The organism is Streptomyces sp. NPDC050211, assembly GCF_040656035.1.
GTDB lineage: Bacteria > Actinomycetota > Actinomycetes > Streptomycetales > Streptomycetaceae > Streptomyces.
In genome coordinates this window covers 1-20,052 of the sequence record NZ_JBFALC010000108.1, presented here as the reverse complement: position 1 = coordinate 20,052, position 20,052 = coordinate 1, and the positions used below count along the sequence as shown (strand labels likewise).

Genomic DNA, 20,052 nt, shown 5'->3' with positions numbered 1-20,052 from the left:
GGGGGGCGCGGGGGCCGGGGCGGGGGGGGGCGTGGCCGGGGGGGGTGCGGCAGCGGGCTGCTGGGGTGCGGGCGTCGACTGCGCGGACGCGGGCTGCTGAGCCGGCGGCGCGGGCTGGGCGTACGGGTTGGGCTGTCCCGCGCCGGGGGCGGCTCCGGGCGCGGCAGGAGCGCCGTACATGCCCTGTCCCTGCGCGGTCGGCGGGGCGAACGGCTGCCCGCCCTGCTGGGGCGGCGGCGGGGCGTACCAGCCGGGCTGGCCCTGGCCCGGTACCGGCATCGGCGGCTGCGTGCCGGGCGGCAGGGGCTGCATCAGCCCCTCCTTCTGGTCGACCGTCGAGCGGTAGTCGACGGCGCCCTGCGTCATCCGCATGTACGCCTCCTCCAGCGAGGCCTGGTGCGGCGACAGCTCCCACAGGCGTACGTCCGACTCGTGCGCGATGTCGCTGATGCGGGCCAGCGGCAGCCCGGTCACCCGCAGCGCGCCGTCCTGCTCGGGCAGGACGTGCCCGCCCGCCTCGGTGATCGCGGTGGTCAGCTTCTCGCGCAGCTGCGGCTCGGTGTCGGGGGTGCGCACGCGCGCGAAGTCGGCGGAGTTCGCCGAGATGAAGTCCGTGATGCGCATGTCGGCGAGCAGCTGCCCGCGGCCGATCACGATGAGGTGGTCGGCGGTCACCGCCATCTCGCTCATCAGGTGCGAGGAGACGAAGACCGTACGGCCCTCCGCCGCGAGCGACTTCATCAGGTTGCGCACCCAGAGGATGCCCTCGGGGTCGAGGCCGTTGACCGGCTCGTCGAACAGCAGCACCTGGGGGTCACCGAGCAGCGCGGCGGCGATGCCGAGGCGCTGGCCCATGCCGAGGGAGAAGCCCTTGGAGCGCTTCCTGGCCACGTCCTGCAGACCGACCACGCCGAGCACCTCGTCCACGCGGCGGGCCGGGATGCCGGAGAGCTGGGCGAGGCAGAGCAGGTGGTTGCGGGCGGCCCGGCCGCCGTGCACGGCCTTGGCGTCGAGCAGCGCGCCGACCTGGCGGGGGGCGTTGGGCAGCTTGCGATAGGGGTAGCCGCCGATCGTCACCTGCCCCGAGGTGGGGTTGTCCAGGCCGAGGATCATCCGCATCGTCGTCGACTTGCCCGAGCCGTTCGGCCCGAGGAAGCCGGTGACGGCCCCGGGCCGCACCTGGAAGGAAAGGTTGTACACAGCGGTCTTGTCGCCGTAGCGCTTGGTCAGGCCGACTGCCTCGATCATGCTCCGCACCCATCAAAAAGGTTCAGGACAGCGGGGCACACGCCCCCCGTAAGGGTTAGGAGGATATCCGGGCACTGACGGTTCCCTTCAAGATGAAGCAAAACCGTAAGGTTCAGGCGTCCCGTTTCTTCAGCAGTACATAACCGCCCACAAGCGCCACGACCACCCACAGCGCCATGATCGCGAGCCCGCCCCAGGGGCCGTACGGGGCGTCGTCGTCGACCGGCGTGACCACCTGCATGATCTTGCTGCCGGCCTGGTCGGGCAGGTACTGGCCGATCTTCTTCGTCGCCGAGACATTGCCGAGGATGTTGGAGATCAGGAAGAAGAACGGCATCAGGATGCCCAGCGACAGCATCGGTGAGCGCAGCATCGCGGCGACGCCCATCGAGAACATCGCGATGAGGGTCATGTAGACCCCGCCGCCGATGACCGCGCGCAGCACGCCCGGGTCGCCGATGGAGGCCTTGAGGTCGCCGAGCATCGCCTGCCCCAGGAAGAACGTGACGAAGCTGGTGACGAGGCCGACGGCCAGGCAGAGGCCCGTGGCGACCGCGATCTTGCTGACCAGGAAGGTGCCGCGCTGCGGCACCGCGGCCAGCGAGCTGCGGATCATGCCGGTGCTGTACTCGTTCGAGACGACGAGCACGCCGAACACGATCATCGCCAGCTGACCGAGGCTCATCCCCGCGAAGCTGATGAAGGTCGGGTCGAAGGAGAGCTGGTCCTGCCGGCTCATGTTGTCGAACTCGCTCTTCGACAGGGCCGAGATCAGGATGCCGAGGCCGATGGTGACCACCACGGCGAGGGAGAGCGTCCAGACGGTGGACGCGACGGAGCGGATCTTCGTCCACTCGGAGCGGATGACCTGGGTCGCCGCCATGCTCAGGCCTCCCTGTTCCAACCGTTGCCCCACGGTTCTTGCCGGGGGGCCTCGGAGTGTGCGTGGTATTCCACCGATTCGGCGGTCAGCTGCATGAACGCCTCCTCCAGCGAGGCCTGCTGCGGGCTCAGCTCATGCAGCACGATCTGGTGCTGCGCGGCCAGCTCGCCGATCCGCTCGGACTTGCTGCCGTCGACCTCGAGGGTTCCGTTGCCGGTCTCCACGACGGTGACCCCGGCTCCGTGCAGCACATCGAGCAGCCGCTCGCGCTGCGGGGTGCGGATCCGGACGTACGACCGCGAGTTGCGCGCGATGAAGTCGGCCATGGTGGTGTCGGCGAGCAGCCGGCCCTGGCCGATGACGACGAGGTGGTCCGCGGTCAGCGCCATCTCGCTCATCAGGTGCGAGGAGACGAAGACCGTACGGCCCTGTGCGGCCAGCGACTTCATGAGGTTGCGGATCCAGTGGATGCCCTCGGGGTCGAGACCGTTGACCGGCTCGTCGAACATCAGGATCCGCGGGTCGCCGAGGAGCGCGCCCGCGATGCCGAGCCGCTGGCCCATGCCCATCGAGAAGCCCTTGGTCTTCTTCCGCGCGACCGCCGTCAGTCCGACCGTCTCCAGCACCTCCCGCACCCGGCTGCTCGGAATGCCGTTGCTCTGCGCGAGGCACAGCAGGTGGTTGTAGGCGCTGCGCCCGCCGTGCCAGGCCTTCGCCTCCAGCAGGGCGCCGATGTACGTCAGCGGGTCCTTCAGCTGGTCGTAGTGCTTGCCGTCGATGCGGACGTCGCCGGCGGTGGGGTGGTCGAGCCCGAGAATCATCCGCATGGTGGTGGACTTGCCCGCACCGTTCGGCCCGAGGAACCCCGTGACGATTCCCGGTCTGACGGCGAAGGTGAGGTTGTTGACCGCCACCTTCTCGCCGTACCGCTTGGTCAGCCCCTCGAGCTCAATCATGCGGCAACGCTAAATCGGGCGTTCGGCGGATGCCACCCGGACTGGCAAACCGAGGCCGACGGCTGTGGCAACAATCGCCAAAGCCGTCACCCACAAAGCGGCGTACGGGTGCCATGGGGCTGCCGGGGACGACGAAGACCCGCATCCCCTGCCCAGGGGATGCGGGCCTCGGTCGTACTAACTCACTCGCTACTAACTCACTCGCTTACCGGGTCTGCTGAGCCGGAACCCCGCGGGAGATCGGCTCGTCCTCCGCCGCTGGGGCGCCGGTCGCGGCCACCGCGGCGCCCGTGAGGGTCGCCAGCATCTCGCGCACGTTGGTCAGCTGTGCGTTGATGGAGTCGCGGCGGTTGGTGAGGGCGGCCAGCTCGCGCTCGGATTCCGAACGGATGCGGTCGGCCTTGGCGTTGGCGTCGGCCACGATGTCCTCGGCCTGGCGCTGAGCCGTCTCCACCGTCTGGCGGGCGCGGCGCTCGGCGTCCGTGCGCAGCTTCTCCGCCTCCAGGCGCAGCTGCTCCGCGCGGTGCTCGATCTCGGCGAGGCGCTTCTCGGCCTTGGCCTGACGCGAGGCCAGGTCGCGCTCGGACTGCTCGCGGCGCTTGGCGAGGTTCGTCTCGAAGTCGGCGGCGGCCTGCGCGGCCTTGGCGCGGGTCTCCTCGAAGAGGGCGTCCGCCTCCTCGCGCTTGGACTGTGCGTCCTTCTGCGCCTCGGCACGCAGCTGGGCGGAGTCGCTCTTGGCCTTCTCGACGATCCGGACGCCTTCGTCCTCAGCCTTGGCCTTGCGCTCCGCAGCGAACGATTCTGCGTCGTTGCGGACCTGCTGGGCCGACGACTCGGCGAGTTCGCGGTGCTGCTCGGCGGCGCGGCGGGCCTCCTCGCGCAGATCCTTGGCCTCTTCCTCGGCGAGGCGAAGGATCTTCTCGACGCGCGCGCCGAGGCCGGCGTACGACGGCTCGGCGTCGTTCACCTGAGCCTGGGCGTTCTGCGTTTCGAGGTGGAGCTCCTCGATGCGCTTTTCCAGAGCGGTGATGCGGGCGAGAGCGCTGTCACGGTCGGAGACGAGCTTGGAGATCCGTTCGTCCACCTGAGCGCGGTCGTACCCACGCCGCACAAGCTCGAAGCCGTAGGGGGAAGTGTCGCTCATGGGGTTCCTGTCGAAAGAGACCGGTGAGGTGATAGGGGGAATCCTAGGGGCCGAAGCGGTGTGTCATCGAGCGGATGCGTGTTTGATCTGGAGAATGACACCCCTTTTGGGTGGCTAACCGTCAGACGGCTTGCCAAAGACTTGGTCAAAGGCCCCAGAAGACACCGAAACTCCTCGACTGCGCTAGCCCTCCGGCGACTTGCCACCCGATCGGGGGGCGCCGACCGTCGCACCCGCCTTGACTGCGCCATCCTTGCCCGCGGACGGCGCTTCGAAGGACTCGAGCGCCTCCAGGACGTCCTGCACGCGGGAGATCTCGGCATTGATGTCCTCGCGGCGCCGCACCAGCGTCTCCAGCTCGCGCTTGCCCTCCTCGACCGTGCGCTTCGCCTCGCGGATCGCCTCGGCCTTGAGCTCCTCGGCCTCCCTGACGAGCGTCGCCTTCTTCTGCTCGGCCTCCTTGAGCAGCCCCTCGGCTTTCTTGACCGCGGCGATACGGACCTTGCCCGCCTCGGAGTTGGCCTCCGAGACCAGTTCCTTGGCCTTCGCCTGCGCCTTGGCGAGCTGTTCCTCGGCGGCCTTGATGAGCGCGTCGCAGCGGTCGCCCGCCGACTTCATCGTCTCGGCCGACTCACGGCGGGCCCGCTCGTGCAGTTCCTCGATCTCCGTCGTGATGCGGTCGCGCAGCTCCTCGGCGCGCTCCCGGATCGCGGTGGCGTCCCGGCGGGCGCCGACGAGCAACTCGTCCGCGTCCGTACGGGCCTTCTCCACCATCGCGTTGCCCTCGACGGTCGCCTCGGACACCAGCCGGTCGGCCTCGCTGCGGGCCGCGCCGACCATCGTGTCGGCCTGCGCCTCCGCCTCGGCCGTCGTCTTGTGCGCCTGCTGCTGCGCCTCGGTGAGCAGCTTGTCCGCCTCGGCCGTGGTCTCCGTGATGAGCTTGTCGACCTGCTCGGCGGCCTCGGAGCGCCGCTTGTTGGACTCCTTGCGGGCCTCGTCGAGGGTGCGGTCGGCCTCCTCGCGCGCCGACGACACCAGCCGCTCCGCCTCCGCTTCGGCCTCCGCCTTGACCCGCGCCGACTCGGCCCGGACTCGCTCGGCGTGCTGCTGGGCCGCGCCGACGGTCTCGGCGGCCTCCGCGCGCAGCCGCTCCGCGTCGCTGGTCGCGTCCGACAACCGCTGCTCGGCCTCCGCGGCCGTCTCCGTGGCCAGCCGCTCCGCCTCGGACCGCGCCTCGGTGATGAGGGTGTCCGCCTGCGTCGCCGCGTCCGACCGGATGCGGTTGGCGTCCTCGCGGGCGTCCGCCCGGGTGCGCGAGGCGTCCTGCTCGGCCTGCGCGGTGAGGTCCGACGCCTCCGTGCGCAGCCGCTGGGCATGCTCGGCCGCGTCCGAACGCAGCCGCTCCGACTCGGCGATCGCCTCCGAAACGGTGCGCTCCGCCAGGGACTTGGCGGCCTCCGTCTCCTCGGCCGCCTCGCGCCGGATACGGCCCGCGTCCTCGCTGGCCCGCTCCCGCTCGGCGTAGGCGTCCGAGCGAACCCGGTCGGCCTCCTCCTGCGCCTCGCGCCGGGTACGGTCCGCCGCGTGCTCGGCGGCGGAGCGCAGCCCGGTGATCTCCTCCTGGGCCTGCTCGTGCAGCCCGACGACCGAGTCCCGTACCTGCTGGGCGTGTTGCTCGGCCGCCGACACCATCTCGGTGGCGCGCCGGTCGGCCTCCTCGATCAGCCGGAGCGCCTCGGTCTGCGCCTCCTCCACGCGGTTGCGCGCGGAGGCCAGCAGCTCCTCGCTCTGCTCGCGGGCCCGCTGCCGCTCCTGGTCCGCCTCCTGGCGCGCGGAGCCGAGGAGTTCCTCGGCCTCGCGGCGGCGCCGGGCGGCCTCCTCCTGGGCGGCGGCCAGCGTCTCCGTGGCCTCCGTGCCGAGCCGCTCGGCGGCGGCCTGAGCCTCCGCGCGGACCCGGTCGGCGGTGTCCTGGGCCTCCGACTTCAGCCGCTCGGCCTCCGCCGCGGCCTCCGACCGCAGGCGTACGGCGATGGCCTCGCCCTCGGCGCGGGAGGCGGACGCGTCCGACGCGGCCTCGTCCCGCAGCCGCTCGGCCTCTGCCTCGGCCTGCGCCTGGAGCGTACGGATCCGCTCGGCGGCCTCGGAGCGCAGCCGCTCCGTCTCCTCAGCGGCCTCGCGACGGATCCGCGCGGCCTCGTCGCGGGCGTCGGCCAGCGCCTGCTCGGCCGCCGCGAGCCGCTCCTCGGCCTCCGTGTGCAGCCGGGTCAGTCCCTCGGCGGCCTCGGCACGGCGGGCCTCTATGGCGCGCTCGGTCTCCTCGCGCAGCTCACGCGAGGCCCGCTCGGCGTCCGCCTTGATGCCCTCGGCCTGCTCGACGACCTCCTCGCGGTGCCGCTCGGCCTCCTGGCGGGTGCGCTGCAGGGTCTCCTCGGCCTGGCGGCGCAGCGTCGTCGCCCGCTCGATCGCCTCCGTACGGACCTTCTCGCTGTCCGACTGGGCGGTCTGGCGCAGCTCGTCGGCGTCCGCCTTCGCCTTGGAGAGCAGCTCCTCGGCGGTCTTGGCCGCCTCCTCGATCTGCTGGACGGCCTCCTTGCGGGCCTCCGCGCGGATCTTCTCGCCCTCGGCGACCGCGTCGGCGCGCAGCTGCTCGGCCTCGCCGCGCAGCCGGCGGGCCTCCTCCTGCAGCTCGACCGTCTTGGCGCGGTACTCCTTGGTGTCGTCCTTCGCCGAGCCCTTGAGCTGCTCGGCGATGTCATGCGCCTCGGCGCGCAGCCGGTCGGCCTCGGCCTCCGCCTCGCGGCGAATCCGCTCGGCCTCCTCGGCAGCCGCCTTGGTGGTGTTCTGCGCGTCCTCCTGCGCCTTGTTGAGGACGTCCTCGGCGGTCTTGGCCGCCTTCGACAGCTGGGTCGCGCTCTCCTCGGCGGTGAGCGTGCGGGCCTTCTCGGCGGCCTCCTCGACGATCCGCTCGGCCTCGGCACGGGCGTCCGAGACGATCTGCTCGGCGTCCGTCTTGGTGGCCTCGGCCTCCTTGGTGGCCTCGCTGACCAGCCGGGCGACCTGCTCCTTCGCCGTACGCGTGCGCTGCTCATTGGCGGCCTCGGCGCTGGAGAGGGCCTTGGCGGCGGCCTCCTTGGCCTCGGTGAGCACCTTCTCGGCCTCGGCCTGCGCCGTGCGCAGCGCCTTCTCGGCCTCCGCCATCCGCTGCTCGGCGGCCCGGCTCATCTCGGTGGCCTGGCGGCGGGCCGACTCCGACTCGTTCGTCGTGGAACTGCGCAGCTGCTCGGCGTGGTCCGTGGCCTCCTGGGCCTGAGTGGACGCCGCGTTCAGCAGCCGCTCGGCGTCCGCGCGGGCACGGCGCAGCAACTGCTCGGCCTCCGCACGGGCCGTCTCGGCCTCGCTGGTCAGCCGCTGCCGGGCCTCGGCGGTGAGCCGCTCGGCCTCGGCGCGCGCGGTGGCCATGGCCTTCTCGGCCTCCGCACGGGACTCCTCGAGGAGCCGGCGGGCCTGCTGCTCGCTGCGGGCGCGCAGCTGCTCGGCCCATGCCACGTTCTCGTTGACGTGCGACTCGACGGTCTGCCGGCGCTCGGCCAGCTCCTGGTCGAGCTGCTGGCGGCGGGTGACCGCCTCCTGGTGCAACTCCGCCTGGAGCCGGGCGGCCTGCTCGGCGTGCTCCTGGAGGATCCGCTGGGTCTGCGCCCGGGCCTGGCTCATCTCCCGCTCGGCGTCCAGCCGCAGCTGGTCGGCCTGCATCTGGGCGTTGCGCAGCAACTGCTCGGCCTGGTAGCCGATGTCGCCGCCCTCGTAGGCGGGCCGGGACATGAGGGTGCGCCGCGCCTCGTGCAGCTTGGCGCGCAGCACCTCGACCTGGTAGCCGAGGTCCTCGGCGTGCTGGATCGCCTTTTCACGCTCGGTCTTCAGCCGATCCATCTCGGCCTCGAACCGAGAGAGGTGGTCGACGTCAGCCGCCGGCTCTCGCTCCTGGCTTTCGTAGCCCCGCACTGCGCGGTCCCATCCGTCCCCTGGTCGCAAGTCTCTCCAAACGAGCACCGTCCATCCGCCGAACGGGGCCCCCGGGGAATGGTGTCAGATCAACGGCTGAGCACGGGCTGCCGCCCCGACGCTCGCCCCCCGAAACCCGGACCCCGGCCAGCGGTCACCACAGGGTTGAGCGGCGACCGCCCCCAACCCTACCGGCCCATATGTACGGGGGTCAGTGCTCAGGTGACTCAACAGGCGCCGAAGTGACCAGTTCTGTCAGGACGCCATGGCAATCCTTCGGGTGCAGGAACGTGATCCGTGACCCCATGGAGCCGCGTCGGGGCTCTTCGTAGAGCACGCGTACGCCCTTGTCCTTGATGTCCGCGGCATCGGCGTCCACGTCCGCCGTGCCGAAGGCGATGTGGTGGACGCCCTCCCCGTTCTTCGCCAGCCACTTCGCGACGGTGGAGTCCTCGCGGATGGGCTCCAGGAGCTGGAGGTAGGACGCCCCGCCGTCGGACGTATCGTTGATCTTGAGCATGGCCTCGCGTACGCCCTGCTCCTCGTTGATCTCGGAGTGGAACACCTCGAAGCCATAAGTGGCCCGATAGAACTCGACGGTCTTGTCGAGGTCGAAGCAGGCGATCCCGATGTGGTCGATTCGCGTCAGCATGAAGTCAGTGCAGCGCTACGGCAGCGGTTACGCAACGTGCGCGCGATCACACCGACTGCCGGATGACGCGGTGGACTACCGCTCAGTACATTCGAAGTAAACCCTCGTTCACTCCTCAGCTGTGCAGCTGAAAGGGGATCGCACCTCATGTCTGGAACGAACACCACGACATCCGTCATCGTCGCGGGTGCCCGCACTCCGATGGGTCGGTTGCTCGGCTCGCTCAAGTCGTTCTCCGGGGCCGATCTAGGCGGCTTCGCGATCAAGGCCGCCCTCGACCGTGCGGGGATCGGTGGCGACCAGGTGCAGTACGTGATCATGGGCCAGGTGCTCCAGGCCGGGGCAGGGCAGATCCCGGCACGCCAGGCCGCGGTCAAGGCGGGCATTCCGATGAACGTCCCGGCGCTCACCGTCAACAAGGTGTGCCTGTCGGGCCTCGACGCGATCGCGCTCGCGGATCAGCTGATCCGCGCCGGCGAGTTCGACGTGATCGTGGCCGGCGGCCAGGAGTCCATGACCAACGCCCCCCATCTGCTCCCGAAGTCCCGCGAGGGATACAAGTACGGGGCGATCGAGATGCTCGACGCCATGGCGTACGACGGCCTGACCGACCCGTGGGAGAACGTCCCCATGGGCCAGTCGACCGAGAAGCACAACACAAAGCTGGGCATCGCGCGCCCCGAGCAGGACGAGATCGCCGCCCTGTCCCACCAGCGCGCCGCGGCCGCCCAGAAGAACGGCGTCTTCGAGGCGGAGATCACCCCGGTCGAGATCCCGCAGCGCAAGGGCGAGCCCGTCGTCTTCAGCAAGGACGAGGGCATCCGCGCCGAGACGACGGCCGAGTCGCTGGGCAAGCTGCGCCCGGCGTTCGCCAAGGACGGCACGATCACCGCGGGTTCGGCCTCGCAGATCTCCGACGGTGCGGCGGCCGTGGTCGTGATGAGCAAGGCCAAGGCGCAGGAGCTGGGCCTCGAGTGGATCGCCGAGATCGGCGCCCACGGCAATGTGGCCGGTCCGGACAACTCTCTCCAGTCGCAGCCGTCGAACGCGATCCTGCACGCCCTGAAGAAGGAGGGCCTGGAGGTCGCGGACCTCGACCTCATCGAGATCAACGAGGCGTTCGCGGCGGTCGCCGTCCAGTCAATGAAGGACCTCGGAGTGTCCAGCGAAAGGGTGAACGTCAATGGGGGCGCGATTGCCCTGGGCCACCCGATCGGCATGTCGGGCGCCCGCCTCGTGCTGCACCTGGCGCTGGAGCTGAAGCGCCGGGGCGGCGGCGTCGGCGCGGCCGCGCTGTGCGGCGGCGGCGGGCAGGGTGACGCGCTCATCGTGCGGGTACCCAAGGCCTGATGTCGTTTACGTAGGCGAGCTGAACGGAGCTGTGATGCAGGACGTCTCCACGCTGGTGGCCCAGGCCAGAGAAGGCCGGCCGCGGGCCGTGGCCCGGCTGATCTCCCTGGTGGAGGGGGCGTCCCCGCAGCTCCGTGAGGTCATGACGGCGCTGGCCCCGTTGACGGGCAACGCGTACGTCGTCGGCCTCACCGGCTCACCGGGTGTCGGCAAGTCGACATCGACGTCGGCACTCGTCACGGCGTATCGCAAGCAGGGCAAGCGGGTCGGCGTGCTCGCCGTCGACCCGTCCTCACCGTTCTCCGGCGGCGCTCTGCTCGGCGACCGCGTCCGTATGTCGGAGCACGCCTCCGACCCCGGCGTCTACATCCGCTCCATGGCGACGCGCGGCCACCTGGGCGGCCTCGCGTGGTCCGCGCCGCAGGCGATCCGCGTACTGGACGCGGCCGGCTGCGACGTGATCCTGGTCGAGACCGTCGGCGTCGGCCAGTCGGAGGTCGAGATCGCCTCGCAGGCGGACACCAGCGTGGTCCTCCTCGCCCCCGGCATGGGCGACGGCATCCAGGCCGCCAAGGCCGGAATCCTGGAGATCGGCGATGTGTACGTCGTCAACAAGGCCGACCGCGACGGCGCCGACGCGACCGCCCGCGAGCTCAACCACATGCTGGGCCTCGGCGAATCCCGGGGCCCGGGCGACTGGCGCCCCCCGATCGTCAAGACGGTCGCCTCTCGTGCCGAGGGCATCGACGAGGTCCTCGAAGCGCTCGAGAAGCACCGCGCCTGGATGGAGGAGCACGGCGTCCTCGCCGAGCGCCGCCTCGCCCGCGCCTCCCGCGAGGTCGAGACCATCGCCGTCACCGCCCTGCGCGAACGCATCGGCGACCTCCACGGCGACCGCCGGCTGAGCGCGCTGGCGGAGCGGATCGTCGCGGGGGAGCTGGACCCGTATGGGGCGGCGGACGAGCTGGTGGCGGGGATCACAGCGGGCTGACGATCGCTCCGCAGGCAGCGCCATCAGCGGACGGCCGGAGCAGCGCCCCGAAGGGGCGCGGGGAACTGCGCGACCAGCCACGACGGGCCCGCAGCCGACGACGGCCAAGCGTTCGTCAGTCGTCGTCGTGGTCGTCGTCGGCACGGTCCGACTTGTCGTGACGGTCGTCGTCGCGGCCGTCGTCCGCCCGGCCGTTCCGGTCGTCATCGCCGTCGTCGTCCGAGTCCGCCGTGACCTTGCCGGTCTTCAGGTCGACGCGCCAGTCGCGGTCGTCCTTGCCCGAGCCCGTGTTGACGTCCCAGGCCTTGGCGCGGCCGTCGTCATCGAGGTCCACGTCTGTCACCGTTCCCTTGGCGGCGGCGGCCTCGGCGGCCTGTGCGGCGGTCACGGAGGTGCCCTTGAGGGCGGCGCGTACGTCGGCGGTGTCGTCGTCATCGTCCTCGCGCCCGGTGTGGGAGCCGAGGACGTTGCTGTTGGCCGGGTCGATGCGGACCTGGTGCCAGGTGTTGTCGTCGGCGAGGACGCTGACCTTCCATTCGGCCGCGCCGTCATCCCCGTCGTCGTCACGGTCGTCGTCCAGTTCGGCGGAGACCGCGGTGCCCGGGGCTTCCTTGAGGGCGGCGGCGATCGCGTCGGCGGCGGTCACGGTGCCGGACTCGACGCGCGGCGCGGAGTCGTCCCGCGTCACCGTCGCGTCCTTCTGCCGCGCAGGCGCGTCGTCGTCCCCCGTGACCGCGAGTGCCGTGGCCGTACCGCCTCCGATCAGTGCGGCGGCCGTGACGGCGGCGATCACGATGTTGCGCTTCATGAGGATTCCTCCCGAGTCGTTCGTGTTCGACGGGAATCAATCTGGCTGACCGACGCTGAGGGGAACCTGAAGCCGCCTGAAGAGATCTTCAGCTTGGCTTTGTCACGCTGTACGCATGCGCCTGTTGATCGTGGAGGACGAAAAGCGGCTCGCCCTGTCGCTCGCCAAGGGCCTGACGGCCGAGGGCTACGCCGTGGACGTCGTGCACGACGGCCGCGAAGGCCTGCACCGGGCGACCGAGGGAACGTACGACCTGGTGATCCTCGACATCATGCTCCCCGGCCTCAACGGCTACCGCGTCTGCGCCGCCCTGCGCGCCGCCGGCCACGACGTGCCGATCCTGATGCTCACCGCGAAGGACGGGGAGTACGACGAGGCGGAGGGCCTCGACACGGGCGCGGACGACTACCTCACCAAGCCGTTCTCGTACGTCGTCCTGGTCGCCCGGATCAAGGCACTGATGCGGCGACGGCAGGGCGCCGGGGCCTCGCCCGTGCACGTCCACGGCGAGCTGAAGGTCGACACCGCCGCCCGCCGGGTCTTCCTGGCCGAGGACGAAGTCGCCCTGACCGCCAAGGAGTTCGCGGTGCTGGAGCAGCTCGTGCTGCGGGCCGGCGAAGTGGTGTCCAAGGCCGAGATCCTGGAGCACGTCTGGGACTTCGCGTACGAGGGCGACCCGAACATCGTCGAGGTGTACGTCAGCACCCTGCGGCGCAAGCTGCGCGCCGGGCTCATTCGGACGGTGCGCGGCGCCGGTTACCGGCTGGAGACGGCGTGAGACGACGGCTCTTCGGCTCCGTACGCTCCCGGGCGACGCTCGGCGCCACCCTCGTCGTCGCCGTGGCGCTGCTCGCGGCCGGTGCCGCCGTCCTGCTGTCCCTGCGGTCCAACCTCGTCGGCGAGGCGGGCACACAGGCCGAGCGGACCGCGCGGGAGGTGGCCGCCGACCTCGCGGCCGGGAGGGCGTACGACCAGCTCTCCCTGGACGACGACCAGCCGGTCCAGGTCGTCGACGCGGACGGCAGGCTCGTCGCGGCCAGCGAGAAGCTGGAGCGGATCAGCGGGACGGGCACGGACGCGGTACGGCCGCAGACGCCGGGGGGCAGCCCGGTGGCGGGTGACGACGATGACGATGACGACGACTCCGACGACCAGTCCCTGGAACCCGGTGAGATCGGCCGGCACGCCAAGTTCCACGACGGTTCCGCGACCATCGAGGGGGAGACGGCCGACTACCGGTTCGCCGAGGTCCATGTTGAGGTCCCGGGCAAGGGCGCGCTGACCGTCTACGCGGGCGCCCCGCTGTCCGCCGAGCAGAGCGCCGTCAACACCGCGCTGACCGTCATGCTGATCGGCTTCCCGTTGCTGCTCGGCGTCGTCGCGGGCGTGACCTGGCTGGTCACCCGGCGCGCGCTGCGCCCGGTCGAGGGCATCCGCGGCGAGATGGCCGCGATCACCGCCTCCGAGGACCTGGCACGCCGCGTGCCGGTGCCGGACACGCACGACGAGGTGGCCCGGCTCGCCCGGACGACGAACGAGACGCTGGCCGCCCTGGAGACCTCCGTGGAGCGCCAGCGGCGGTTCGTCGCCGACGCCTCCCACGAGCTGCGCAGCCCCATCGCGTCGCTGCGCACCCAGCTGGAAGTGGCCGCCGCCCACCCGGAGTTGCTGGACCTGGACGGGGCGGTCGCCGACACCGTACGACTGCAGCACCTGGCCGCCGACCTGCTGCTGCTGGCCCGGCTGGACGCGGGGGAGGGGCCGGCCGACACACGGGTGGACCTCGCCGCGCTGGCCCGGGAAGAGGCCGCGGGCCGGGCGGGCGTGACGGTCGAGGTCCCGGGTGCGGTGGAAGTGGCCGGATCACGCGGGCAATTGGGGCGAGTGCTGGCCAATCTGCTGGACAACGCGCAGCGGCACGCCAGATCGGCGGTCACCGTGGCCGTGCGGCGGGACGGCGACCGGGCGGTGGCCGAGGTCGCCGACGACGGCGAGGGGGTGCCGGAGGCCGACCGGGAGCGGATCTTCGAGCGGTTCGTACGGCTGGACGCCGCCCGCAGCCGTGACGACGGCGGCGCGGGGCTGGGCCTCGCCATCGCCCGGGACGTCGCCGTACGCCACGGCGGCACGCTCACGGTGCGGGACGCACCGGCAGGCGGAGCCCTGTTCGCACTCCGCCTGCCGCTTGCCTGATCAGGCCGTCAGGGGCGCCCTCGCTGCCCGCGCAGGTGCTCCGCGATCGGCTTCAGCGCCTTGTCGAGCTCGGTCAGTGCCTCGGGGGACAGCAGATCGATGAAGTGCCTCCGCACAGACGCCACATGATGGGGCGCGACTTTCTTCATCGTCTCCATGCCGTGCTCGGTCAGCACCGCGTACAGCCCGCGGCGGTCGGACTCGCAGTTCTCGCGCCGCACCAGGTCCGCGTTCTCCATGCGGGTGATCTGGTGTGAGAGGCGGCTCTTGGACTGGAGGGTGGCGGACGCGAGGTCGCTCATCCGCATCCGTACGTCCTCCGACTCGGAGAGATTCACCAGGATCTCGTAGTCGTTCATCGTCAGGCCGAACGGCTGCAGGTCCTTCTCGAGCTGGTACGTCAACAGCCTGTTGACCTCCAGGTGGGTGCGCCAGGCGCACTGCTCCGCATCGGTCAGCCAGCGCGTGGCCGTCTCGGTCTCCATGAATGAAGTCTACCTAAAAGGTTGAAAGGCGAACTAGTGAGGGTGGTGTGACTGCGTGCACGCGTTCGACGTCACACTCCGCAGACTACCGCTCACAGCCCGAAGCGACGCTGGAGGTCCCCCAGCTGTCCGGGAAGACGCGGTGCGCCCGGTTGCTGTCCGGGCCCTGTGTGTCCCCCATGGCCACCGGGTACGCCGGCCTGCTGCGGGACCGCCCCCGTGGCCTGCTCGGCCATCAGGGTTTCGGTGGATTGCAGCAGGACCGTACCGGCACCCACGAACTCGAACTGATGCTCCTCTCCGGAGGCCCCACCGAGGCCCGTCATCGCACGTAGACCGCCCATCAGGCCCGTCATATAGCCGTGGTCGTAGTGATGGCACGGCGACGGGCAGTCGGCCCAGCCGACGAGCGCCTGCGGGTCCACCCGGATCGGCGGTTCCATGAACACCACCGGACCGTTAGATGCGGCTATGAACTTGCCGGTTCCGATCAGCGTCAGAAAACCCGGAACGATCGACTGCTTGAGCGCGAGACTTGGCTGAAAAGCGAGGAGGTTGCCCGAGCGAATGGTCAGATTGCCGTTCTCGAGGTCGTACGGATTCACGTCGAAGGCCCGGTCGGCGAGGAGCATCTTGCCCGAGCCCTCCGCCACGACCCAGTCGCTTGCGTGCAGAGGCGAATGAAAGGACGTACGGACAAGACGGTCCAAACGGCCGTGCCCGATGCCGTTGAAGTCGATCGAGCCGTAGTAGGCGATCATCTTCCCCTTCTGCAGGAACCACTGGGAGCCCTTGAGCTCCACGCAGAAGGTGTACGCGTTCACGTTGTCGTCGGCGGGCAGGGTCATCGGGTCGTGGACGACGACGCCCGGGGTTCCGTAGGTCACAGCTTCTCCTCCGAGGCCTGGACGTACACCGCGCCGTTGCCGCTCAGCTCCAGCTGGAACGCCTCGCCTGAGCCACGGCCCACCATGTCCCGCCAGCCCAGCGCGGTCGACAGCTTGTTGCGCACGTCGCCGTGGTGGGCGACGTACGCCTGCGGGTCGACATGGACGGGTCGCTGGGGGGTGATCGGTATCTCGAAGACACCGCCGTGCGCCATCACCGCGACCGCGCCCTGCCCCTTGAGGGTGGTGGTGAACAGCCCCTGGCCCGACACCTGGCCCCGCACCATGCCCATCACGCCGCCCTGCGACCCCAGGAACATCGTCCCCTGCTGAAGCGTGCCCTCGAAGACGAGCAGCCGGTCCGCCTCCACACACAGCGTGTCGCCGGAGAGGTTGATCACCTGGACGTGGTGGCCGCCGTGCCCGAACAGCGCCGTGCCGCTGCCCTCGACGGTCATCAGCGGGGTGTCCTCATTGGCGACCCGGCGCCCGATCATCGACATGATGCCGCCCTGGCCCCCGGCCATGTTGGGCGTGAAGGACACCTCGCCCTTGTAGGCGAGCATGGCGCCGCGCTGGCTGAACAGCCGCTGGCCGGGCATGACGGTCGCTTCGACCATCCTGGAGTTGATCTCACGCAAGCCCATGTCACACATCCCCCGCGACGGTGTTCCGCTCACTGGGCTGGACATACACGAGCCCGTCGCCCTCGAAGCGGATCTGGAAGGCCTCACCGCCGCCCTCGCCCATGAACGTGCGGAACGTCACACCGGACTGGAACGACTGCCGCAGATTCCCCTGATGCGCCACATAGGCACCCGGGTCGACGCTCAGCGGATACTGCGGACTCACCCGCAGCACCACCGCCGGCCCGTCGGACATGATCGCCGCCTGGCCATGCCCCTCGACGGTCGTGGTGAACAGCCCATTGCCCTGCGAGGCGCCGCGCACCCCCGTGAAGGACGTGCCCGTCCGCAGCCCGGAGTCGGTCGCCAGCAGGTTGCTCGACTCCACGTACAGCTTGTCCCCCTGGAGACTCACGAGGTTGATCTCGGACGCCCGGTCCGCGAACCAACAGGTCCCCTGCCCCCTCACCTCCATCACCGTCATCTGCTCCCCGGTGATCCGCCGCGTCACCATCCCGCGGATGCCCTCACCGCCGCCGCTCAGCTTCTTGAAGGCCATCTGCCCGTCGTACGCGACCATCGAGCCGTTCTTCGCCTTCACGGCGTCCCCGGTCATGTCGACGGCGAGCACCTTGCTGCCTTGAAGTCGGAACATCGCCACGGTGCGAAGGTAGCCGCAGCCGGTGTCCGCCAACAGGCCCTACGGGTGGAGATCGACCCTGACCGCACCCCTAGGGGCGGAGCGGGCCGCACCCCCGGCCACGCGCACCCACAGCCGTTTGCCACAATGGGAGGACGTTTGTGCTCCTGTTCACAAGCAGTCGACGCCTCTCCCACCGAAGGTGACCCGTGGACCTCAAGACCGCCGCCGCCCTCCGCCGCCTCCGCCTCGTCTCGGTCCCCGAGGCGGTGTCGTTCCTGCTCCTGCTCGTCTGCTCGGTGCTGAAGCGGACCACCGAATTCGACGCCGTCCGCCCGATGGGCATCATCCACGGCGTCCTCTTCATCCTGTACGTGATCTTCTGGGCGGACGCCTGGAACCGCACGAAGTGGGCCCCGAAGACCGCTGCCCTGTACTTCGTCCTCTCCGTCCTCCCGGCCGGCGGCTTCTTCGCCGAGCGCAAGCTCAAGCGCGAGGCCGAGAACGCGGTGATCGCCTCCCGCGCCCGCAAGGAAGGAATCGTGAACGCGTGATCGTCGCCTTCTCCGTGACGCCGCTGGGCGTCGGCGAGGACGTGGGGGAGTACGTCGCCGAGGCCGTCCGCGTGGTCCGCGAGTCGGGCCTGCCCCACCGCACGGACGCGATGTTCACGTCGATCGAGGGCGACAGCTGGGACGAGGTCATGGACGTCGTCAAGCGAGCGGTCGCCGCGGTGGAGCAGCGCGCCCCGCGCGTGTCCCTGGTCCTCAAGGCGGACATCCGCCCCGGAGTGACCGACGGACTCACCTCCAAGGTGGAGACGGTGGAGCGACACCTGGCCGAATAACCGGCACCCACACCAGCAGCGAACCCCGGCCCGACAAGGGCCGGGGTTTTCTCGTCCCACCTGTTTGAGCGATCGCTCAAACAGCTGCTACGCTCCTGCCCAAGCAGTTTGAGCAGTCGCTCAAAAAGGCGCCCACGAGGGGGAAGAACGATGGGTCTCTACATAGAGGCGTTCATACGCGCCGACCTCGACGACCTCTGGACCCGCACCCAGGAGCCCTCCCAGCACCAGCGCTGGGACCTCCGTTTCACCGAGATCGACTACCTCCCGCGCACCGAAGGCGAGCCCCAGCGCTTCCGCTACGCCACGCGCGTGCTGCCCTTCCTCACCATCGCCGGCACCGGAATCTCGGCCGGCGAGAAGGAACGCCCCGACGGCACCCGCACCTCGGCCCTGCGCTTCGCCTCCCGGCACCCCCTCTCCCTCCTCGCCGAGGGCAGCGGTTATTGGCGCTACGTCCCCGACGGCGACGGAGTCCGCTTCCTCACCGGCTACGACTACCGCCCCCGCTGGGGCGCCTTCGGCGCCCTTGTCGACCGCCTCATCCTCCGCCCCCTGATGGGCTGGGCGACGGCATGGTCCTTCGACCGCCTCCGCCTCTGGCTGGAGCGGGGGATCACGCCAGAGCGGGCGCTCCTGAACTGGCTGGCGGAAATGGCCGTACGAGCCCTGACCCTCACGCTCGCCGCCACGGCCCTGCTCAAGGCCTCCTCCCTCGCCCTCTTCGGCCCGTTCGCGCCGACGATGGCGTTCGTCTACCCCCTCTTCCTGACGCTCGCCATCTGCGCGGCCCTCCTCAAGTCCCCCCTGGCCTGCACGCCCGCCGCCCGCCGCTGCCTGCGCACCCCACCCACGCGCGCGGGTGCCCCGCGCGTCCTGCGCACGCTGAAGGAGCTGTCATGACGTCGATCTTCCGCACGGTGATGGGCCAGGACTTCGACCGCCTCCACCCCCAACTGCAGCGCCGCTTTTCGGTGGGCCTCTCAACCGGCGAGGCGTGCACAGGCCAAGGCGTCATGCACCGCATCTGGCACGGCGGCCCCTGGCTCAAACCCTTCCTCACCCTCGGCGCAACCCGGAACATCCTCGTCCCGCGCACCGGCCGGAACGTCCCCTTCACCATCGAGAACGTCCCCTACGTGGACTCCTACGGCCGTGAGACGGTGACCTTCGTGCGCACCTTCGACCTGCCCGGCCGCCCCCGCCGTTTCGACGCCCAGATGGTGCTCAGCCCCAAGGGCGACCGCATCCTCGACTACCTCGGCACCCACCAGCACCTGGCGACCGACCTCCACTTCACCGCGGAGCCCGACGGCTCGCTCCTGATCCGCTCCGGCGAACACCGCTTCCGGGAGGGCCCGGTGGACGTACGCGTTCCCGAACTGATCGGCGCGACGGCGCAGGTACGGGAGAGCTACGACGACGACGCGGCCCGCTTCCGCATCCAAGTCCAGGTCGTGAACCGTTACTTCGGCCCGCTGTTCGGCTACGAGGGGTCATTCAAGGCGACGTACACAGCCATACAGCGATGCGGTGTACGCCCCGGTCTCCGCCCCGTCCGCGAGGAGTCCCGCGCATGAGCCCCGAGACGGCGAAGTCCCTCGAGACCAAGACCAAACTCCTCGAGGGCGCGCTGCGGACGCTCACCGAGCAGGGCATCGCCAAGACCTCGGCCCGCACGGTGGCGGCCGCGGCCGGGGTCAATCAGGCGCTGGTCTTCTACCACTTCGGTTCGGTGGACGAGTTGCTGGCAGCGGCATGCAGATACGGCGCGGAGCGGACAGTGGCGCGCTACCGCCCTCGCCTGGCCGCCGTCACGTCCCTCTCCGAACTTCTCACCGTCGGCCGGGAGATCCACGAACAGGAACGCGCCGGAGGCCATGTCGCCCTCCTCGGCCAGCTCCTCGCCGGCGCCCAGACCCACGAGAACCTCGGCCCGGCCACGGCGGCGGGGCTCGACCTGTGGATCGCCGAGATCGAGAAGGTCCTCACCCGCGTCCTGCCGGCGACACCCTTCGGGGAGTTCGCGGACCCCGCGGGGCTGGCGCGTGCGGTCGCCGCGTCCTTCGTAGGCATCGAACTGTACGAAGGGGTGGACACGGCGGGGGCAACCGCCGCGCTGGACGCCCTGGAGCAACTCGGCTTCCTTGTCGGGGCGTTGGAGGAACTGGGGCCCGTCGCGCAACGGGCGGTACGCCACCATCTCCGCCGGACCAGCCGACGCTGACGACATGGCACCCGGCGTGGTGGCTGGGCGGGGGTGGGTCGCGCAGCCCGGCGCTTGCGGGGTGCCGCCTGCGCCCACCCGTGCCGCCCCAGGCGGCACGCATGCCCGCAGCTTGG

At 70.5% G+C, this 20,052-nt stretch carries 20 protein-coding genes; 9 read left to right on the top strand and 11 right to left on the bottom strand.

The window, feature by feature from the left end; all coding sequences use genetic code 11:
• From AB0I98_RS47170 to mce, 6 genes are all read right to left on the bottom strand, one after another.
• On the bottom strand, positions 1 to 1,248 hold a 1,248-nt coding region (locus AB0I98_RS47170; RefSeq protein ID WP_362952262.1), incomplete at its 3' end, for an ABC transporter ATP-binding protein.
• Between the two features lie 112 nt (positions 1,249 to 1,360).
• Positions 1,361 to 2,131 carry an ABC transporter permease gene (locus AB0I98_RS47165; protein WP_328356816.1) on the bottom strand — a complete coding sequence of 257 codons (771 nt, stop codon included), beginning with the start codon at positions 2,129 to 2,131 and terminating at the stop codon, positions 1,361 to 1,363.
• Between the two features lie 2 nt (positions 2,132 to 2,133).
• A complete protein-coding gene (locus tag AB0I98_RS47160; protein ID WP_362952261.1) occupies positions 2,134 to 3,087 on the bottom strand; it encodes an ABC transporter ATP-binding protein in 954 nt (317 codons plus the stop codon).
• A gap of 205 nt (positions 3,088 to 3,292) precedes the next feature.
• Positions 3,293 to 4,231, bottom strand: coding sequence for a cellulose-binding protein (locus AB0I98_RS47155; RefSeq protein WP_210572646.1), 939 nt, complete (start codon positions 4,229 to 4,231; stop codon positions 3,293 to 3,295).
• A 183-nt stretch (positions 4,232 to 4,414) separates the two neighbouring features.
• Positions 4,415 to 8,230, bottom strand: coding sequence for a polarized growth protein Scy (gene scy, locus AB0I98_RS47150; RefSeq protein ID WP_362952260.1), 3,816 nt, complete (start codon positions 8,228 to 8,230; stop codon positions 4,415 to 4,417).
• Between the two features lie 211 nt (positions 8,231 to 8,441).
• Positions 8,442 to 8,882 carry a methylmalonyl-CoA epimerase gene (gene mce, locus AB0I98_RS47145; RefSeq protein WP_362952259.1) on the bottom strand — a complete coding sequence of 147 codons (441 nt, stop codon included), beginning with the start codon at positions 8,880 to 8,882 and terminating at the stop codon, positions 8,442 to 8,444.
• A gap of 147 nt (positions 8,883 to 9,029) precedes the next feature.
• On the opposite strand from mce, the gene AB0I98_RS47140 reads away from it, so the two are divergent.
• Positions 9,030 to 10,232 carry an acetyl-CoA C-acetyltransferase gene (locus AB0I98_RS47140; RefSeq protein ID WP_362952258.1) on the top strand — a complete coding sequence of 401 codons (1,203 nt, stop codon included), beginning with the start codon at positions 9,030 to 9,032 and terminating at the stop codon, positions 10,230 to 10,232.
• 34 nt (positions 10,233 to 10,266) lie between these two features.
• A complete protein-coding gene (gene meaB, locus AB0I98_RS47135) occupies positions 10,267 to 11,223 on the top strand; it encodes a methylmalonyl Co-A mutase-associated GTPase MeaB (RefSeq protein ID WP_362952257.1) in 957 nt (318 codons plus the stop codon).
• 115 nt (positions 11,224 to 11,338) lie between these two features.
• Here the strand turns inward: meaB and AB0I98_RS47130 are convergent, their stop codons facing one another.
• Positions 11,339 to 12,031, bottom strand: a complete 693-nt coding sequence (locus AB0I98_RS47130) for a PepSY domain-containing protein (RefSeq protein WP_362952256.1) — start codon at positions 12,029 to 12,031, stop codon at positions 11,339 to 11,341.
• A gap of 115 nt (positions 12,032 to 12,146) precedes the next feature.
• Between AB0I98_RS47130 and AB0I98_RS47125 the strand changes: the two genes are divergently transcribed.
• Both AB0I98_RS47125 and AB0I98_RS47120 read left to right on the top strand, forming a co-directional pair.
• A complete protein-coding gene (locus AB0I98_RS47125) occupies positions 12,147 to 12,809 on the top strand; it encodes a response regulator transcription factor (protein ID WP_328438512.1) in 663 nt (220 codons plus the stop codon).
• Positions 12,806 to 14,224, top strand: coding sequence for a HAMP domain-containing sensor histidine kinase (locus AB0I98_RS47120; protein ID WP_362952255.1), 1,419 nt, complete (start codon positions 12,806 to 12,808; stop codon positions 14,222 to 14,224). Before AB0I98_RS47125 ends, AB0I98_RS47120 begins: the two co-directional genes overlap by 4 nt.
• A gap of 8 nt (positions 14,225 to 14,232) precedes the next feature.
• Here the strand turns inward: AB0I98_RS47120 and AB0I98_RS47115 are convergent, their stop codons facing one another.
• The 4 genes from AB0I98_RS47115 to AB0I98_RS47100 all read right to left on the bottom strand — a co-directional run bounded on the left by AB0I98_RS47115 (position 14,233) and on the right by AB0I98_RS47100 (position 16,877).
• Positions 14,233 to 14,709, bottom strand: coding sequence for a MarR family transcriptional regulator (locus tag AB0I98_RS47115; protein WP_301984338.1), 477 nt, complete (start codon positions 14,707 to 14,709; stop codon positions 14,233 to 14,235).
• A 92-nt stretch (positions 14,710 to 14,801) separates the two neighbouring features.
• Entirely contained in the window at positions 14,802 to 15,557 is a 756-nt protein-coding gene (locus tag AB0I98_RS47110) for an AIM24 family protein (RefSeq protein ID WP_362952264.1), read from the bottom strand.
• 35 nt (positions 15,558 to 15,592) lie between these two features.
• A complete protein-coding gene (locus tag AB0I98_RS47105) occupies positions 15,593 to 16,243 on the bottom strand; it encodes an AIM24 family protein (protein WP_362952254.1) in 651 nt (216 codons plus the stop codon).
• Position 16,244: 1 nt separating this feature from the next.
• Entirely contained in the window at positions 16,245 to 16,877 is a 633-nt protein-coding gene (locus AB0I98_RS47100; RefSeq protein ID WP_362952263.1) for an AIM24 family protein, read from the bottom strand.
• Between the two features lie 194 nt (positions 16,878 to 17,071).
• Between AB0I98_RS47100 and AB0I98_RS47095 the strand changes: the two genes are divergently transcribed.
• From AB0I98_RS47095 to AB0I98_RS47075, 5 genes are all read left to right on the top strand, one after another.
• Complete coding sequence (locus AB0I98_RS47095) at positions 17,072 to 17,416, top strand: DUF3817 domain-containing protein (RefSeq protein WP_362952253.1); 345 nt, start codon at positions 17,072 to 17,074, stop codon at positions 17,414 to 17,416.
• Positions 17,413 to 17,709, top strand: coding sequence for an MTH1187 family thiamine-binding protein (locus AB0I98_RS47090; protein WP_362952252.1), 297 nt, complete (start codon positions 17,413 to 17,415; stop codon positions 17,707 to 17,709). The genes AB0I98_RS47095 and AB0I98_RS47090 overlap by 4 nt, the downstream gene beginning before the upstream one ends.
• Before the next feature lie 150 nt (positions 17,710 to 17,859).
• The gene (locus tag AB0I98_RS47085) at positions 17,860 to 18,612 is read left to right on the top strand and encodes a hypothetical protein (protein ID WP_362952251.1); all 753 of its coding nucleotides are present in this window, start codon (positions 17,860 to 17,862) and stop codon (positions 18,610 to 18,612) included.
• On the top strand, positions 18,609 to 19,289 hold the full coding sequence (locus AB0I98_RS47080) for a DUF4166 domain-containing protein (RefSeq protein WP_362952250.1): 681 nt from the start codon (positions 18,609 to 18,611) through the stop codon (positions 19,287 to 19,289). Before AB0I98_RS47085 ends, AB0I98_RS47080 begins: the two co-directional genes overlap by 4 nt.
• Entirely contained in the window at positions 19,286 to 19,936 is a 651-nt protein-coding gene (locus tag AB0I98_RS47075) for a TetR/AcrR family transcriptional regulator (RefSeq protein ID WP_362952249.1), read from the top strand. The genes AB0I98_RS47080 and AB0I98_RS47075 overlap by 4 nt, the downstream gene beginning before the upstream one ends.
• Positions 19,937 to 20,052 lie beyond the last annotated feature (116 nt).